The sequence below is a fragment of the Nocardioides aromaticivorans genome (genome assembly GCF_013408525.1).
Taxonomy (GTDB): domain Bacteria; phylum Actinomycetota; class Actinomycetes; order Propionibacteriales; family Nocardioidaceae; genus Nocardioides; species Nocardioides aromaticivorans.
Genome location: NZ_JACBZM010000001.1, coordinates 220,358 through 236,329, shown reverse-complemented (window position 1 = coordinate 236,329; position 15,972 = coordinate 220,358). Strand labels below are relative to the sequence as shown.

Annotated in this window: 15 protein-coding genes, 1 tRNA gene and 1 riboswitch; of the genes, 12 read left to right on the top strand and 4 right to left on the bottom strand. The window is 72.9% G+C overall.

The genetic code is table 11. The features are described 5' to 3' along the window. The first annotated feature begins 40 nt into the window (after nt 1–40). From BJ993_RS01085 to BJ993_RS01070, 4 genes are all read left to right on the top strand, one after another. The gene (locus BJ993_RS01085; protein ID WP_373366941.1) at nt 41–469 is read left to right on the top strand and encodes a DUF3052 domain-containing protein; all 429 of its coding nucleotides are present in this window, start codon (nt 41–43) and stop codon (nt 467–469) included. A 197-nt stretch (nt 470–666) separates the two neighbouring features. Further along, on the top strand, nt 667–2,298 hold the full coding sequence (locus BJ993_RS01080) for an AMP-binding protein (protein ID WP_036544464.1): 1,632 nt from the start codon (nt 667–669) through the stop codon (nt 2,296–2,298). Between the two features lie 8 nt (nt 2,299–2,306). Then, nucleotides 2,307–2,819 carry a peroxiredoxin gene (locus BJ993_RS01075; protein WP_179647425.1) on the top strand — a complete coding sequence of 171 codons (513 nt, stop codon included), beginning with the start codon at nt 2,307–2,309 and terminating at the stop codon, nt 2,817–2,819. A gap of 449 nt (nt 2,820–3,268) precedes the next feature. After that, nucleotides 3,269–3,340: transfer RNA gene (locus BJ993_RS01070), tRNA-Val, on the top strand. A gap of 28 nt (nt 3,341–3,368) precedes the next feature. Here the strand turns inward: BJ993_RS01070 and BJ993_RS01065 are convergent. Continuing rightward, on the bottom strand, nt 3,369–3,617 hold the full coding sequence (locus BJ993_RS01065; RefSeq protein ID WP_036544466.1) for a superinfection immunity protein: 249 nt from the start codon (nt 3,615–3,617) through the stop codon (nt 3,369–3,371). Nucleotides 3,618–3,878: 261 nt separating this feature from the next. On the opposite strand from BJ993_RS01065, the gene BJ993_RS01060 reads away from it, so the two are divergent. After that, nucleotides 3,879–4,760, top strand: coding sequence for an LPXTG cell wall anchor domain-containing protein (locus tag BJ993_RS01060; RefSeq protein WP_179647424.1), 882 nt, complete (start codon nt 3,879–3,881; stop codon nt 4,758–4,760). A 133-nt stretch (nt 4,761–4,893) separates the two neighbouring features. Then, the gene (locus tag BJ993_RS01055) at nt 4,894–6,453 is read left to right on the top strand and encodes an AMP-binding protein (RefSeq protein WP_179647423.1); all 1,560 of its coding nucleotides are present in this window, start codon (nt 4,894–4,896) and stop codon (nt 6,451–6,453) included. Here the strand turns inward: BJ993_RS01055 and BJ993_RS01050 are convergent. Next, nucleotides 6,420–6,965 carry a hypothetical protein gene (locus BJ993_RS01050; RefSeq protein WP_179647422.1) on the bottom strand — a complete coding sequence of 182 codons (546 nt, stop codon included), beginning with the start codon at nt 6,963–6,965 and terminating at the stop codon, nt 6,420–6,422. The genes BJ993_RS01055 and BJ993_RS01050 overlap by 34 nt on opposite strands. 38 nt (nt 6,966–7,003) lie before the next feature. Beyond that, a riboswitch (cobalamin riboswitch) is annotated at nt 7,004–7,078 on the top strand. Between the two features lie 49 nt (nt 7,079–7,127). On the opposite strand from BJ993_RS01050, the gene cobN reads away from it, so the two are divergent. The 5 genes from cobN (at nt 7,128) to BJ993_RS01025 (ending at nt 14,063) form a co-directional block, all read left to right on the top strand. Then, entirely contained in the window at nt 7,128–10,694 is a 3,567-nt protein-coding gene (gene cobN, locus BJ993_RS01045; protein WP_179647421.1) for a cobaltochelatase subunit CobN, read from the top strand. After that, the gene (locus BJ993_RS01040; protein ID WP_179647420.1) at nt 10,691–11,437 is read left to right on the top strand and encodes an SAM-dependent methyltransferase; all 747 of its coding nucleotides are present in this window, start codon (nt 10,691–10,693) and stop codon (nt 11,435–11,437) included. Before cobN ends, BJ993_RS01040 begins: the two co-directional genes overlap by 4 nt. Further along, the gene (locus BJ993_RS01035) at nt 11,424–11,786 is read left to right on the top strand and encodes a hypothetical protein (RefSeq protein ID WP_036544477.1); all 363 of its coding nucleotides are present in this window, start codon (nt 11,424–11,426) and stop codon (nt 11,784–11,786) included. The genes BJ993_RS01040 and BJ993_RS01035 overlap by 14 nt, the downstream gene beginning before the upstream one ends. Nucleotides 11,787–11,913: 127 nt before the next feature. Next, entirely contained in the window at nt 11,914–13,305 is a 1,392-nt protein-coding gene (locus BJ993_RS01030) for a cobyric acid synthase (RefSeq protein WP_179647419.1), read from the top strand. Then, nucleotides 13,302–14,063: a cobalt-precorrin-6A reductase gene (locus tag BJ993_RS01025; protein WP_179647418.1), complete on the top strand. Its 762-nt coding sequence runs from the start codon at nt 13,302–13,304 to the stop codon at nt 14,061–14,063. The genes BJ993_RS01030 and BJ993_RS01025 overlap by 4 nt, the downstream gene beginning before the upstream one ends. A gap of 57 nt (nt 14,064–14,120) precedes the next feature. Here the strand turns inward: BJ993_RS01025 and BJ993_RS01020 are convergent, their stop codons facing one another. Both BJ993_RS01020 and BJ993_RS01015 read right to left on the bottom strand, forming a co-directional pair. Beyond that, nucleotides 14,121–14,543: a hypothetical protein gene (locus BJ993_RS01020; protein WP_179647417.1), complete on the bottom strand. Its 423-nt coding sequence runs from the start codon at nt 14,541–14,543 to the stop codon at nt 14,121–14,123. Nucleotides 14,544–14,592: 49 nt separating this feature from the next. Beyond that, entirely contained in the window at nt 14,593–15,441 is an 849-nt protein-coding gene (locus BJ993_RS01015; RefSeq protein WP_036544483.1) for an NmrA family NAD(P)-binding protein, read from the bottom strand. A gap of 111 nt (nt 15,442–15,552) precedes the next feature. Between BJ993_RS01015 and BJ993_RS01010 the strand changes: the two genes are divergently transcribed. Then, nucleotides 15,553–15,933 carry a winged helix-turn-helix transcriptional regulator gene (locus BJ993_RS01010; protein WP_242530264.1) on the top strand — a complete coding sequence of 127 codons (381 nt, stop codon included), beginning with the start codon at nt 15,553–15,555 and terminating at the stop codon, nt 15,931–15,933. Nucleotides 15,934–15,972: the final 39 nt, after the last annotated feature.

Below are 15,972 nucleotides of genomic sequence, written 5' to 3'. Positions count from 1 at the left end.
GGGGCCTTCGTCGTACCCCGAGCACCCTGGAGGATGCACCGTGACTTCGACCGCCCCTGGCGGCACCACCCCGACCGGACCCGCCGAGCGGATGGGCCTCAAGCCGGGGTTGGTGGTCCAGGAACTCGGCTGGGACAACGACACCGACGACGACCTCCGCGTCGCGATCGAGGACGCGATCGACGGCGACATGGTCGACGGCGACTACGGCAACGTGGTCGACGCCGTCGTGCTGTGGTGGCGCGACGACGACGGCGACCTCGTCGACGGCCTGGTCGACTCGTTGACCGACCTCGTCGGGGGCGGCGTGATCTGGCTGCTCACCCCGAAGATCGGGCGACCCGGAGCGGTCGACGCCGCCGACATCGCCGAGGCCGCGCCCATCGCCGGCCTCGCGCAGACGACGGCGGCGACGGTCAGCAAGGACTGGGCGGCGACCCGCCTGGTCGCCCCCAAGTCGATCAGCTGAACGCCGCGGATCGGCGGGGCCATACGTGAGGGCATGTCCGGCGGTTCCATGGCGGCGTCCGGACCGCCCAGCACGCACACTGGCGGCGTTGCCGACGCTCGAAAGACGCCCGGTCTGGCAGCGCGTCGGCGCCTTGCCATCGCACGCACTGGACGGCCCGGCCATCCGCCGAGAACCGCCGGACATACCCTAGGCCCATGGGGAAGATCGCCAGCCGGGTCAAGGACGCCGGAACCAGCCTGAAGATCCTGACCGAGTCGGGCATCGTCCGTCCCTACTCGCCGGTGGTGCTCGGTGGCATGGCCAACGCCCTGCGGCAGTGGAGCACCACGCCCGCCGGCGGCTTCAAGACCATCGCGCTGCGGATGCCGACGCAGGTCGCGATCATCGACGAGCGCGGCTCGCTCACCTTCGGCGAGCTCCAGGAGCGCACCAACGCGCTCGCCCACGGCCTGCGCGCCCGCGGCGTGAAGCCCGGCGACGGCGTGGCCGTCATGTGCCGCAACCACCGCGGCTTCATCGAGGCGTCCATCGCGATCAGCAAGCTCGGCGCCGACGTCCTCTACCTCAACACCGCCTTCGCCGGCCCGCAGCTGGCCGACGTCATCGCGCGTGAGAAGCCGCGCGTCGTCGTCCACGACGAGGAGTTCACCGGGCTGCTCGCCACGGCCGACATCGCCGACCGCGTGCTCGGCTGGACCGACGGCGAGGCCGGCGACGACAGCCTCGAGGGCATCATCGCCGCCGCGACGAAGGCCGGGCAGACCGGCGACCTCAAGGCCCCGAGCAGCAAGGGCCGCACGATCATCCTGACCTCCGGCACGACCGGTACGCCGAAGGGCGCGCCCCGTCCCCAGGGCGGCCTGCCCGCGGCGATCTCGCTGCTGTCGCGGATGCCGCTGAAGAGCGGCTGGAAGTGCCACGTCGCCGCGCCGCTCTTCCACACCTGGGGCTTCGCGCACTACCAGCTCGCGATGATGCTGGGCACCACGCTCGTGCTGACCCGCAAGTTCGACCCCGAGGGCGCGCTCAAGGTCCTCCACGACGAGGAGTGCGACTCCTTCGCCGTCATCCCGGTGATGCTGCAGCGCATCCTCGCGCTCCCGGAGGAGACCCTCGACAAGTACCCGCTGCCCGCGCTGAAGGCCGTCGCGTCCTCCGGGTCCGCGCTGCCCGGTGACCTGCCGATCCAGTGGATGGACCGCTACGGCGACAACCTCTACTCCATCTACGGCTCGACCGAGGTCGCCTGGGCGTCCATCGCCGACCCGAAGGACCTGCGCGAGGCCCCCGGCTGCGCCGGGCGCCTGCCGCACCAGACCGTCGTCCGGATCCTCGACGCCGACGGCCGCGAGGTGCCGACGGGGGAGTCCGGCCGGATCTTCGTCGGCAACTCCCTGCAGATCGAGGGCTACACCGGCGGCGGCGGCAAGGAGATGATCGACGGCCTCATGTCCTCCGGTGACGTCGGCCGCTTCGACGCCGACGGTCGCCTGTACGTCGAGGGCCGCGACGACGAGATGATCGTCTCCGGCGGCGAGAACGTCTTCCCGAAGGAGGTCGAGGACTGCATCGCCACCCACGACCGGGTCGCCGAGGTCGCGGCCATCGGTGTCGACGACGACGACTTCGGCAAGCGGCTGCGCGCCTTCGTCGTGCGGGTCCCCGAGGCCGAGCCGGTCAGCGCCGACGAGCTGAAGGACCTGGTCAAGGCCAACCTCGCGCGCTACAAGGTGCCGCGCGAGATCGTGTTCCTCGACGAGCTGCCCCGCAACGCCACCGGCAAGGTGCTCAAGCGCGAGCTCGCCGCGCTCGAGCCCGACGCGTGAGGCCCGGCGTGCGCTCCGACGCTCGACCCGACGCCGCGGGATCGGGCGCCGCGACCGGCATCGAGCTCGGCGCGATCGCCCCCGACTTCACCCTGCGCGACCAGTTCGGGCAGGACATCACCCTGTCGTCATACCGGGGGAGGAAGGCGGTCGCCCTCGTCTTCTACCCCTACGCCTTCAGCGGCGTGTGCACCGGGGAGATGGGCGGCATCCGAGCCCGGCTCGACGAGTTCCTGACCTTCGACACCGAGGTCCTCGCGATCTCCTGCGACCCGGTCTACGCGCTGCGCGCGTTCAGTGACACCGACGGGCTCAACTTCACCCTGCTCAGCGACTTCTGGCCGCACGGCGAGGTCACCCGCGCCTACGGCGTCCTCGACGAGCGTGCCGGCTGCCCGGAGCGGTCGTCGTACGTCATCGACAAGGAGGGCCGGCTCACCTGGGCCGTCCACCACCCCAAGCCGGCCGCCCGCAGCCTCGACGACCTGCTCGCCGCGCTGCGCGCCGCAAGTGATGGATAGTTCGCTCGGTCGGACCGCCTAGTCCATCTGGGTCATTTTTCAACCAAATCCACCGCAGCCCTTGGAAGGCCGGAAGGTGGCCGCTAGAGTTCTACTCGTTGAACCGCTGGTGACCCGAGACGCCGGCGGTTCAACTCATTTTTGCGCGAGCGCGTCTTCGCCTCATGAGGTGGCGGCAAGCCGCCAGGCGGCGGCTCTCGCCGCGCTGCCGCGCTCGCGGTTGGCTTCCGTAGGTGGTTGTGTCCGCCTGGCGGCAAGACGTGGCATGGGGCGCGAGGGCGTCTTCTCATTCATGCGCGAGCGCGTCTTCGCCTCGTGAGGTGGCGGCAAGCCGCCAGGCGGCGGCTCTCGCCGCGCTGCCGCGCTCGCGGTTGGCTTCCGTCGGTGGCGCGTGGGGCCGCCGGTTCGGTGGGGTGGGGGCGGCTTCGGTAGGCTGATCCGCGCTTCTGGGGCGTATAGCTCAGCGGTAGAGCCCCTCGCTTACAACGAGGTGGTCGGGGGTTCGATCCCCTCTGCGCCCACCCGGTCCGGTCCGGCCGGTGCGGCGCGTCAGTCGGTGACGCGCAGGCCCGCGATCCCGTGGCGCCCGCAGGCCAGGCCGAGGGCGACGATCCAGCCGACGACGGTCCAGCCGAGGGCGACGTTGAGGACGCCGATCGCGCCGGCGTTGGCCTTGCCGCGGGTGGTGGCGACCGCCCACGGCAGCAGGTAGCCGCAGGTCATGGCGGCGGCCAGCCAGGTCAGCGCGACCCGGCGCAGGCGGCGGCGCTGACGGTCGCTGACGAGCTCGAGGTACATGCCCGCACCGTAGACGGCCGGCGTCGTGCTGTCAGGCCGCCTCCCCGATACGCCCGGGGGGTGTGCAACGTCGGGTTGTGGATACCGGGGGACCGGGTGGTCGTCGCGCCGACTCGGCAGCGTGACGACCGATGGAGGGAGTGCAGGCCGCACATGCTCGCGGGACGCCGCGAGAGGCCGGCACTCCCTCGCCTGGTCTTCGGGGGCCAGCCCGTTCAGCACCCATCAGCGGTCATCCGCACGTCCACTCCTGGAGCTCCCATGTCCGAGACATTCCGGCGACCCTTCGTGCCCGCGGGCCGTGCACCAGCGGTACGGCGCAGCGCGCTGTCCCTGCCCGGGGCCGTCCTGGCCCTCGTCGTCCTCTCCACCACGCCGGCACACGCCGATCCGGATGCCCCTCCCGGGGCGGGACGGTCCGGCGAGGCGCCGGCGCAGACCGGGTCGCTGCCCGCGCCGGAGCACGCCGCGGCGCACGACGCGATCACGCGAGACTCCGCGCCGGGAGAGCACCCCGGCCCGCCAGGCGGCGTACCCCAGGGGCCGCCGGCCGAGGTGCCCGCGGACGGGCCCGCGGACGGGCCCGCCGACGTCCCCGCCGATGTCCCCGCCGGCCCGCCCGCGGGCGTCGGGAGCGACGGGGTGCCGGGGGCTCCGGCGGCCGAGGCCGCGCCGGGGCAGAAGGTCGTGGTGTGCAAGTACGTCCGCAAGCCCGGGGCCGCGGAGGTCTTCTCCCACATCATCGTCGTCAACGAGAACGCCCTTCTCGGCAAGGGCTTCGCCGGGGTGTTCCCGTTCCCGTTCTCCGATGCGCACTTCAAGTCCGTCGCCGTGCGCTATGCGGCGCCCGGCGAGCGGGCCAGCGAGATCAGCGAGGCCGTGTGCCCTGCCGAGGTGCCGGGCGAGGAGCCGCCGGGTGAGGAGCCGCCGGGTGAGGAGCCGCCCGGGGAGGGGGCGTCGGGTGAGACCGGCGGGATCGGCGACGACGCCGGGCCCGGTGTCCCCGGGGTCGGCTCCTCGGGCAGCGCCCTCCCGGCGACGGGTGCAGCCGACCACCTGCCCGCGCTCGCCCTGCTCGGCGGGCTCGGCACGCTGGCCGGCGCCTGGCTGGTGCACAGGGGCCGCCGGGCCGTCGTCCACTGACCCGTCCACCGACCGGGCGGGCGGTGCCCGCCCAGCGCGTGGCCCCCTCCGATCGAGGGGGTCACGCGCACCCGCTCCGACACTAGGGTGGTGAGCGTCACGTCCCGCGCCCGCGACCCCCAGGAGGACCACCGTGTTCGTCCCGTTCAGCGTCAATGACTTCCTCGACCGCGCCGTGCAGGTGTACGGCGAGCGCGTCGGCGTCGTGGACGAGCCGGACCAGCCGGCGCCCAGCCTGGGTGGGCTCACCTACGCGCAGGTGGGCGAGCTGGCGCGGCGCCAGGCCGCGAAGCTCGACGAGCTCGGCATCGGCGTGGGTGAGCGGGTCGCGGTCGTCAGCCACAACAGTGCCCGCCTGCTCACCTCCTTCTACGGCGTCAGCGGGTGGGGACGCGTGCTGGTGCCGGTGAACTTCCGGCTCAGCGCCGACGAGGTCCAGTACATCGTCGACCACTCCGGGGCGCGGGTCCTCTACGTCGACCCGGAGATCGAGGAGCACCTCGCGGGTGTCACCTGCGAGCGGAAGTTCGTGCTCGGTGACGACGAGCAGCTCTACGCGCCGGAGGGCGCCGAGCCCAAGCCCTGGGAGTACGACGAGGCGGCGACCGCCACGATCAACTACACCTCCGGCACGACCGCGCGCCCCAAGGGCGTGCAGATCACCCACCGCAACATCTGGACCAATGCGATGACCTTCGGGCTGCACGCCCAGATCGGCGACCGCGACGTCTACCTCCACACGCTGCCGATGTTCCACGCCAACGGCTGGGGCATGCCGTTCGCGATGACCGGCGTCGGCGCCCAGCACATCGTGCTGCGCAAGGTCGACGGCGCCGAGATCCTGCGCCGGGTGCGCGACCACGGGGTCACCGTCATGTGCGCCGCCCCTGCCGTCGCGGCGGCCGTCCTCGAGGCCGCGCAGTCGTGGGAGGGCGAGATCCCCGGGCGCGACCGGGTCCGCATCATCATGGCCGGCGCGCCGCCGCCGACGAAGACGGTGATCCGGGTCCAGGAGGAGCTGGGCTGGGAGTTCATCCAGATCTACGGCCTCACCGAGACCTCGCCGCTGCTGACCTTCAACCGGACCCGGGCCGAGTGGGACGACCTGCCGCCGGAGGAGCGCGCTGCGAGGCTGACCCGTGCGGGCGCGCCCGCCATCGGCGTGCGGCTGAGGATCGACGAGTCCGAGGAGGGCGCCGGCGAGGTGCTGGCCCGCTCCAACGTCGTGCTCGAGGGCTACTGGGAGCAACCGGAGGAGAGCGCGAAGGCGCTCGCCGGCGACTGGTTCCACACCGGCGACGGCGGCTACCTCGGCGACGACGGCTACCTCACCATCGCCGACCGCAAGAAGGACGTCATCATCACCGGCGGTGAGAACGTCACCTCGATCGAGGTCGAGGACACGCTGTTCTCGCACCCGGCCGTCGCCGAGGTCGCGGTGATCGGCGTCCCGAGCGAGAAGTGGGGCGAGACGATCAAGGCCCTCGTCGTGCTCACCGCCGAGGAGGCCGGCCGGGCCGGGCCCGAGATGGAGGCCGAGCTGGTCCGCTGGTGCAAGGACCGGCTGGCGGGCTACAAGGCGCCGACCTCGGTGGAGTTCCGCGACGAGCTGGCCCGCACGGCGACCGGCAAGCTGCAGAAGTTCAAGCTGCGCGCGCCCTACTGGGAGGGGTTCACCCGCCAGGTGAACTGAGACCGCGGCACCAGCGTGGCGGCCCAGCCGGCGCCCTGCCACGCGGCGACCGTCGCGCGCGCCCAGTCGCCGTCGGTCTCGACGACGTCGACCGCGGTCTCCACCGGAGCGGGCGACGGCGCGGGCAGCGGCTGGCCGCTGATCGGGTCGAGCGTGTCCGGACCACCGTCGACGCAGGTCACCCGGGTCAGGCCGATCCCGAGGCGTCGCTGGTTGAGGGCGAGGCTGAGCGCGGCGATGCCGGCGGCGTCGTACCCGACGACGGAGAGGTTGTCGGGCGGGTGCACCGACGACTCGCGGGCGTAGCGGACCGATCGGAGCAGGTCGCGACCGGCGGAGTGGAGCGTCCAGACCGGTACGACGACGCGGACGCTGCTGCGGGTCGCGATCCGGCTGGCGAGCGCCGCGACGCCGTCGGGGTCGGTGGCCGCGGCCGGGTGCCACAGGAGCAGGGTGTCCGCATTCGGATGTCCGTGCACCGAGACCTGGAGACCACTCGCCTGAGCCTGCATGGGACCACCGTAGGCTGAGCCCCCACAGGTCCGTGAGGCAGGAACCCGGTGTGAGACCGGGGCGGTTCCGCCACTGTGATCCCGGCCCCCGCGGCCGGGAGAGCCAGACACTGCGCTCGGACGACACCTGCCGAAGAGGGGCGCGAACCCCGAGGAGGACCCGTGCAGATCGCACTCCTTTCCACGTCCGACACCGACCTGCTGTCGGCCCGCGCGAGCGGTGCCGACTACGCGTGGGCCAACCCGTCGCGCAGCGACCTGCCGGGCCTGGTGGCGCTCGCGGAGGCGGCGGACCTCGTCGTCATCCGCCTCCTCGGCTCCCCGCAGCAGTACGACGCCGAGCTGGCCGCGCTGCGCGGCACGGGCCGGCCGCTCGTGGTGCTCGGTGGCGAGCTGACGCCCAGCGCCGAGCTCATGGAGGCCTCGACCGTCCCGGTCGGGGTCGCGGCGGAGGCGCACCGCTATCTCGCCGAGGGCGGGCCGCGGAACCTCGGCCAGCTGCACGCCTTCCTGTCCGACACCGTGCTGCTGACCGGTGAGGGCTTCGAGGCGCCGGAGGAGATCCCGGCGTGGGGGATCCTCGACCGGCCCGGTGGTGTCGAGAAGGCGAGGGTCGGGGTGCTCTTCTACCGCGCCCACCACGCCAGCGGGAACACCGACTTCGTGCACGCGCTGTGCGACGCGATCGACGCGACGGGGGAGGCCGTCGGCGTACCGGTCTTCGCCGGGTCACTGCGAGCGGCGCCGGACGAGCTGTTCACGGCGCTCGGCGAGCTCGACGCCCTCGTGGTCACCGTCCTCGCCGCCGGTGGGTCGACGCCGGCCGCCGCCAGTGCGGGTGGCGCCGACGAGACGTGGGACGTGGAGCGGATCGCCGCCCTCGACATCCCGGTCCTGCAGGGCCTGTGCCTGACCAGCAGCCGTGAGGAGTGGGAGGCGTCCGACGACGGCGTCAGCCCGCTCGACTACGCCAACCAGGTGGCGATCCCGGAATTCGACGGCCGGATCAGCACGGCGCCGTTCTCGTTCAAGGAGCTCGACCCGGCCGGCCTGCCGTCGTACGTCGCCGACCCGGAGCGCGCCGCCCGCGTCGCCGGCCTCGCGGTCGGCTACGCCCGCCTGCGCCACGTGCCCAACAGCGAGAAGAGGCTGGCGCTGATGCTCAGCGCCTACCCGACCAAGCACTCGCGGATCGGCAACGCCGTCGGTCTCGACACGCCGGTGTCGGCCGTCCGGATGCTTCGCAAGCTGCGCGACGCCGGCTACGACGTCGGCGACGGCTTCGGGGTGCTCGACCTCGACGACGACACCGTCGCCGGGGACACGCTCATCCACGCCCTCATCGCGGCCGGTGGCCAGGACGAGGAGTGGCTGACGTCGGCGCAGCTGACCGACGCGCACGTGCGGGTCAGCAAGGCGGACTACGACGCGTGGACCGCCGACCTGCCGGACGACCTGCGCGAGGAGATGGTCGAGGCGTGGGGCGAGTCGCCCGGCTCGCTGTTCGTCAACGACGACGGCGAGATCGTGCTGGCCACCCTGCAGGCCGGCAACATCGTGCTGATGATCCAGCCGCCGCGGGGCTTCGGCGAGAACCCGGTCGCGATCTACCACGACCCCGACCTGGCGCCGTCGCACCACTACCTGGCGGCGTACCGCTGGGTGGCCAACGGCTTCGGCGCCCACGCGGTGGTGCACCTCGGCAAGCACGGCTCGATGGAGTGGTTGCCGGGCAAGAACGCCGCGCTGTCGGCGTCCTGCGCCACCGACGCCGCGATCGGCAGCATGCCGCTGATCTACCCCTTCCTCGTCAACGACCCCGGTGAGGGTGCGCAGGCCAAGCGCCGCGCCCACGCGACGATCATCGACCACCTCGTCCCGCCGATGGCGAGGGCCGAGAGCTACGGCGACATCGCGCGCCTCGAGGGCCTGCTCGAGGAGTACGACAAGATCTCCGCGATGGACCCGGCCAAGCTGGCCGCGATCCGCGGCGAGATCTGGCAGCTGATGCACGCCGCCGAGCTGCACCGCGACCTCGGCATGGACGAGCAGCCCGAGGACGACGACTTCGACGACTTCCTGCTCCACGTCGACGGTTGGCTCTGCGAGATCAAGGACGTCCAGATCCGCGACGGCCTGCACGTGCTCGGCCAGGCGCCCGAGGGCGAGGCGCGGGTCAACCTCGTGCTCGCGATCCTGCGGGCCGCCCAGGTCTGGGGAGGTACGTCGAACGCGGTCCCCGGCCTGCGCGCCGCGCTCGGCCTCGCGCCCGACGCGCCGACCGCCGAGGTCGACCGGGTCGAGGCCGAGGCGCGTGAGCTGGTCGAGGCGATGGAGAAGGCGTCGTGGGACGTCGCGCGCGTCGACGACCTGCACCCCTCACCCGAGGTCCGCAGGGTGCTGTCCTTCGCGGCCACCGAGGTGGTGCCCCGTCTGGCCCGCACCACCGACGAGCTCGACCACACGCTGCACGCGCTGGCCGGCGGCTACGTCCCGGCCGGCCCCTCGGGCTCGCCGCTGCGCGGCCTGGTCAACGTGCTCCCGACCGGCCGCAACTTCTACACCGTGGACCCGCGGGCCGTGCCGTCCCGGCTGGCCTGGCAGACCGGGCAGGCGATGGCGGAGTCGCTGGTCGGCCGCTACCTCGAGGAGGAGGGCGCCTACCCCGAGTCGGTCGGACTCTCCGTGTGGGGCACGTCCGCGATGCGCACCTCCGGAGACGACATCGCCGAGGTGCTGGCCCTGCTGGGCGTGCGGCCCGAGTGGGACGAGGCGTCGAAGCGGGTGCACGCGCTGACCGTCGTACCCCTGGAGGAGCTGGGCCGTCCGCGCATCGACGTGACGGTGCGGATCTCCGGCTTCTTCCGCGACGCCTTCCCGCACGTCGTCGCGATGCTCGACGACGCCGTGCGGATGGTGGCGGAGCTCGACGAGCCGCTGGACCAGAACTTCGTGCGCGCCCACGCGCAGGCCGATGTCGCCGAGCACGGTGACGAGCGGCGGGCGCGGACCCGGATCTTCGGCTCCAAGCCGGGCTCCTACGGCGCCGGCATCCTGCAGGCCGTCGAGTCGGGCACCTGGCGCGACGACGCCGACCTCGCCGAGGTCTACACCGCGTGGGGCGGCTTCGCCTACGGGCGCGACCTCGACGGCGTCCCCGCCGCCGACGACATGCGCGCCAACTATCGTCGGATCAAGGTCGCGGCGAAGAACATCGACACCCGCGAGCACGACATCGCCGACAGCGACGACTACTTCCAGTACCACGGCGGCATGGTCGCGACGGTGCGCGCGCTGACCGGCGCCGACCCGAAGGCGTACGTCGGCGACTCGACCACCCCCGACGCCGTCCGCACGCGCACGCTGCAGGAGGAGACCAACCGGGTCTTCCGGGCCCGTGTGGTCAACCCGCGCTGGATCGGCGCGATGCAGCGCCACGGCTACAAGGGCGCCTTCGAGCTCGCCGCGACCGTCGACTACCTGTTCGGCTTCGACGCGACCGCCGGTGTCGTGCACGACTGGATGTACGAGTCGCTCGCCAAGTCCTACGTGCTGGACGAGGAGAACCAGGCGTTCCTGCGGAAGTCGAACCCGTGGGCGCTGCGCAGCATCGTCGAGCGGCTGCACGAGGCGAAGGACCGCGGGCTGTGGGAGTCGCCCGACCCCGAGGTGCTGGCCGCGCTGCAGGCCGCCTATCTCGAGGTCGAGGGCGACCTGGAGGACGAGTGAGCGCCACCGTCCGGGTGCTCGGCTTCGGGATGGGGCCGCAGCACGTCACCCCGGAGGTCGCCACCGCACTGGCCGGCTGTGACTACGCCCTGGCAGTGCAGAAGGGCGACGAGGACCCGCTGCTGGCCGTGCGGCAGGCGGTGGCCGATGCGCACGGGGTCGAGCTGGTCGTCGTACGTGATCCCGAGCGGGACCGCTCCCCGGGACTGGACCGCGCGGGCTACGAGGGCGCGGTCGCCGACTGGTACGCCGCCCGGCTGGCCGCCTACCGCTCCGTCATCGACGCGCGGGGTGGGACCTGCGCCTTCCTGGTCTGGGGCGATCCCTCCCTGTACGACGGCACGATCCGCATCGTGCGCGAGCTGGGCGTCGACTTCGACGTGCTCCCCGGGATCAGCGCGCCGCAGGTGCTCGCCGCGCGGCACCGGGTGGTGCTCCACGAGGTCGGCCAGCCGGTGCACGTCACGACCGCGCGGCGGCTGCGCACCGACGTGGCGGCCGGACAGCGCAATGTCGTCGTGATGCTCACCGCCGGGGTCGACCTCGACGGCTTCGGCGACTGGGCGATCTGGTGGGGGGCCAACCTCGGCGGCGTGGGGGAGCGCCTCGTGTCCGGCCGGGTCGCCGACGTCGTCGGGGAGATCGAGGCGGCACGCGCGGAGGCGAGGGCCGAGGCCGGCTGGGTGATGGACCTCTTCCTGCTGCGGGCGCCCGCCGGGGGAGCCGACGATGGCACTGCCTGAGCGCGACGTGCTGCTGTGCCGCGACTGCTGCTGCGGCACGGCTGGCAAGCACCCGGACGTCGACCACCGGGCGCAGCGCGACGAGATCGAGGCCCTCGACGACCCGGCCGGGCGCCGCGGGCCGCGGGTCCGGGTGCGCGTGGTCGACTGCCTCGACGAGTGCGACCGCTCCAACGTCGTACTCGTGCGGGACTTCACGTGGAACCCGGGCGGGCGGCGTCCGAAGGACGTCTGGCTCGGGGGAGTGCTCTCCGAGGAGTCGACGGCGGAGGTCGTCGACTGGGTGCGTGAGGGTGGTCCCGTGCCGCGGTCGCTGGAGCGGCATGTCTTCCGCGGGAAGCGGGGGTGAGCCACATGGGCACCATGCGTCACTCCGGACAGGCAGTTCATGCGCTTGTCGGGTGTTGCAACGCCCGACAAGCGCATGAATCCCCGGTCGACCGGGGATTCATTCAGCAGCCCGCCGGGACCCCGCGATGACCGGCCGCGCCCTCCTCGTCGCCGGGATGACCTCCGACGCCGGCAAGAGCGTCGTCACCACCGGCCTGTGCCGGGCGTTCGCACGCCGCGGGATCCGGGTGGCGCCGTACAAGGCGCAGAACATGTCGAACAACTCGATGGTCGTGCGCGGCCCGGACGGCCGGCCCGGCGAGATCGGGCGCGCGCAGTGGGTGCAGGCGGTCGCCGCGGGCGTCGAGCCCGAGGTGGCGATGAACCCCGTGCTGCTCAAGCCCGGCAGCGACCGGCGCAGCCACGTGGTGCGGATGGGCCAGCCCGACGGCGAGGTGTCGGCGCGCAACTGGCACGACGGCCGCGCCCGGCTCGCCGAGACGGCCTTCGCCGCCTTCGACGACCTCCGCTCCCGCTTCGACCTCGTCGTGGCCGAGGGCGCCGGCAGCCCCGCCGAGATCAACCTGCGGGCGAGCGACTACGTCAACATGGGCCTGGCCCGGCACGGCGACGTGCCGACGGTCGTGGTCGGCGACATCGACCGCGGCGGCTGGTTCGCCGCCGCCTACGGCACCCTGATGCTGCTGGAGCCGGAGGACCAGGCCCTGGTCAAGGGGTTCGTCGTCAACAAGTTCCGCGGCGAGGTGGACCTGCTGCGGCCCGGGCTGGCCGACCTGGAGCAACGCACCGGCCGGCCGACGTACGGCGTCCTGCCGTGGCACCCGGACCTCTGGCTGGACTCCGAGGACGCCCTCGACCTCGCCGGGCGCCGTGCCGAGGTCGGTGCGGGCGTGCGCCGCGTCGCGGTCGTGCGGCTGCCTCGGATCAGCAACTTCACCGACGTCGACGCGCTGGGCCTCGAGCCGGGGCTCGACGTCGAGTTCGTGTCCGACCCCGCGCGGCTCGCGGACGCCGACCTCGTGGTGCTGCCCGGCTCCCGGGCGACGCTGGCCGACCTGGCCTGGCTCCGGGAGCGCGGCCTGGACGCGGCGGTCCTGCGCCACGCGGCCGCGGGCCGGCCGGTGCTGGGCATCTGCGGTGGCTGCCAGATGCTCGGGCGGCGGATCGAGGACCCGGACGGCGTCGAGGGCACTCCCGGTGCGTCGGTCGAGGGCCTCGGCCTGCTCGACCTGGTCACCCGCTTCGCGCCGGAGAAGCGGCTGGTCCTGCACGAGCCTGCGGGCTACGAGATCCACCACGGGCGGATCACCGGCGCCACGGTCGACGGCAACGTCAGCGGCACGATGGTGCACGGCAGCCTGGAGGACGACGCGACGCGGGCGGCGTACCTCCGTGACGCGCTGGGCGTCGCCTCGGCCGCGTCCTTCCCCGCCGCCCGGGCGGCGCGGCTCGACCTGCTGGGCGACCTCGTCGAGGAGCACCTGGACCTCGATGCGCTGCTGGAGCTGGCCCGGTGACCGGCCCGCGGGTCCTGCTGCTCGGCGGCACGGGCGAGGCGCGCGCCCTGGCCGAGCGCCTGGTCGCCGAGGGCGTCGCGGTGGTGTCCTCGCTGGCCGGCCGGGTCGCCCGGCCGCGGCTGCCCGTCGGCGAGGTCCGGATCGGGGGCTTCGGCGGGGTGGACGGCCTCCGCGCGGCGCTCGCGGACTTCGACGCGGTCGTCGACGCGACGCACCCGTTCGCGGCGGGCATCTCCCGCAACGCCGCGCAGGCCTGTGCCGCTGAAGGGGTGCCGCTGCTGCGCCTGCAGCGCCCCGGCTGGGCGGACCGCGCGACGCCGTCGTGGATCTGGGTGGACACCCACGAGCAGGCGGCGATCGTCGCCGGCGAGCTCGGGAGCCGGCCCTTCGTCACCGTCGGGAGACAGGAGCTGGCGCGCTTCGTGCCCGCGCTGGAGGAGCGCGAGGTGCTGGCGCGGGTGGTCGACGCCCCCGACCTCGACATCCCGCAGGACTGGGAGATCCTCACCTCCCGCGGTCCCTACACGCTGGACGGCGAGCGGGCCGTGATGGCCGACCGCGACGTGCTGGTCACCAAGGACTCCGGGGGCGAGCTGACCTGGCCGAAGATGGCCGTCGCTGCCGAGCTGGGCATCCCCGTCGTCGTCGTACGACGCCCGGCGGCCCCCGCAGGGGTCGACACCGTGGCCGACGTGGACGCCGTGCTGGCCTGGCTGGGCGGGCTCTCGGCATCGGTTCAACTACCGGAATTGTCGTGATCCGACGTCCAGCGGGACGAATTCGGTAGTTGAACCGCGTCAACAGGTGCGGAGGAGTCAGGGCGTCCGCTCGTGGCCCGGCCGGCCGTGGGTGCGCCGGTCCTCCTTCATCTCCGCCTCGTAGAGGTGCCGCTTGCCCTCGACGATCTCGTCGCGGGCCGCCCGCTCGAGGCGCTTGAAGTCGGCGTAGTAGCCGTCGTCGTACTCCTCGACGACCTGGAAGGTCCACCGGCCCTGCAGCACGTTGCGTCCGACCAGCTCCTCCTGGATCCGGTCGGCGAGCGCGGCGTGACCGGCCTCGCGGAGCTGGTCGACGCCCTTGCCGAGGGTCAGGTCGGCGGTGCCGCTGAGCCGGTGGAAGGCGTACAGGTGGCCGCGCGCGATCTCGACGGCCTCCAGCGCCTCGGAGATGTTGCCGAGCGCCTCGACCGTCAGGTCGTCGACGCCCGCCGGACGGGTGTGCTCCTCATCGATCGCCATGGCTCGATGATGCCCGCGACCGACGAGGAGCACACGGGTCGTCCTGTCCTCAGAGCGCGGCGCGCAAGCCCTCGGCGAGGGAGGTCGCCGGACGGCCGAGCAGGCCCTCGAGGTCGGCGCGGTCGACGTACAGGTCGCCACGGCCCAGGCCCAGGTCGGCGTCGGCGAGCACGGCGGCGTAGCCCTCGGGCAGTCCGGCACCGACGAGGACCTTGGTCAGCTCCTCGGCGGGGACGTCGGTGTACGTCACCTCCGCGCCCGTGACCTCGGAGACGGTGGCGGCGAGCTCCTTGAGGCTGAACGCCGCGCCACCGAGCTCGTAGACCTCCTGCGGCTGCTCGAGGAGCAGCGCGGCGGCGGCCGCCTCCGCGAAGTCGGCGCGGGTCGCCGCGCTGACCTGGCCGTCGCCGGCCGCGCCCAGGACCGTGCCGTGCTCGGTGTACGTCGCCAGCTGGCCGCTGTAGTTCTCGATGTACCAGCTGTTGCGGAGGAAGGTGTGCGGCAGCCCGGCGGCGACGATCGCCTCCTCGGTGGCCTTGTGCTCCCCGGCGAGGATGATCCCGCTGCTGGCGGCGTTGGCGATGCTCGTGTAGGCCAACAGCTGCACACCCGCGGCCGCGGCGGCGTCGATGACGTTCTGGTGCTGGGGGAGGCGCTGGCCGACCTCGCTGCCGGAGATGAGCAGCACGCGGTCGGCACCGTCGAAGGCGGCGGCGAGCGCGGCGGTGTCGGCGTAGTCGACCTTGCGGGTGGCGACGCCGAGGGCGGCGAGGCCGGCGAGGCGCTCCTCGTCGCGGCCGAGGGCGACGACCTGGTCGGCGGGGACGCCCTTGGCGAGGAGGGACTCGACGACGTGGCGACCGAGCTGGCCGGTGGCACCGGTGATGACGAACGACATGGTGGGAACCTTCCGAACGGGGTTGGGGATCGTGCTTGTCGATGTCCTCAACGGGTCGTCCGGAGGGTTGCTTCCCAATGGAGAGTACGCACTTTGAAGTAAGGTACTTCCGTGGCAGAAAGTATGAGCCCGGTCGAGGCGCCGAGCATCTTCGAGCAGTTCCCCGGTGGGGTCTTCCCGGCGGCGTGCTCCAGCCGCGTGCTGCTCGACCACGTGATGAGCAAGTGGGGCGTGCTCGTGCTGGTCTCGCTGACCGAGGGCCCGCAGCGCTGGAGCGAGCTGCGCCGACGCGCGCAGGGCATCAGCGAGAAGATGCTCGCCCAGACCCTGAAGACCCTCGAGGCCGACGGCCTGGTCCACCGGGAGCAGCAGCCGGTGATGCCGCCGCGCGTCGACTACAGCCTGACCCCGCTCGGCGAGGACCTCGCCGAGGTGATGGTGCCGCTGCTGCGCTGGGTCGGCCGCAACGCCGACGCGATCATCGGGACGTAGCGCCGTCGTACCGGACGTCCTGGTCGTGGATCCGGCGAT

Excerpts from the sequence above, each read along its gene's own strand:
- BJ993_RS01080 (WP_036544464.1), top strand. The coding sequence starts at position 667 with ATGGGGAAGATCGCCAGCCGGGTCAAGGACGCCGGAACCAGCCTGAAG.
- BJ993_RS01065 (WP_036544466.1), bottom strand. The coding sequence starts at position 3,617 with ATGTACCTCGAGCTCGTCAGCGACCGTCAGCGCCGCCGCCTGCGCCGG.
- BJ993_RS01060 (WP_179647424.1), top strand. The coding sequence starts at position 3,879 with ATGTCCGAGACATTCCGGCGACCCTTCGTGCCCGCGGGCCGTGCACCA.
- BJ993_RS01050 (WP_179647422.1), bottom strand. The coding sequence starts at position 6,965 with ATGCAGGCTCAGGCGAGTGGTCTCCAGGTCTCGGTGCACGGACATCCG.
- BJ993_RS01035 (WP_036544477.1), top strand. The coding sequence starts at position 11,424 with ATGGCACTGCCTGAGCGCGACGTGCTGCTGTGCCGCGACTGCTGCTGC.
- BJ993_RS01030 (WP_179647419.1), top strand. The coding sequence starts at position 11,914 with ATGACCGGCCGCGCCCTCCTCGTCGCCGGGATGACCTCCGACGCCGGC.
- BJ993_RS01020 (WP_179647417.1), bottom strand. The coding sequence starts at position 14,543 with ATGGCGATCGATGAGGAGCACACCCGTCCGGCGGGCGTCGACGACCTG.
- BJ993_RS01015 (WP_036544483.1), bottom strand. The coding sequence starts at position 15,441 with ATGTCGTTCGTCATCACCGGTGCCACCGGCCAGCTCGGTCGCCACGTC.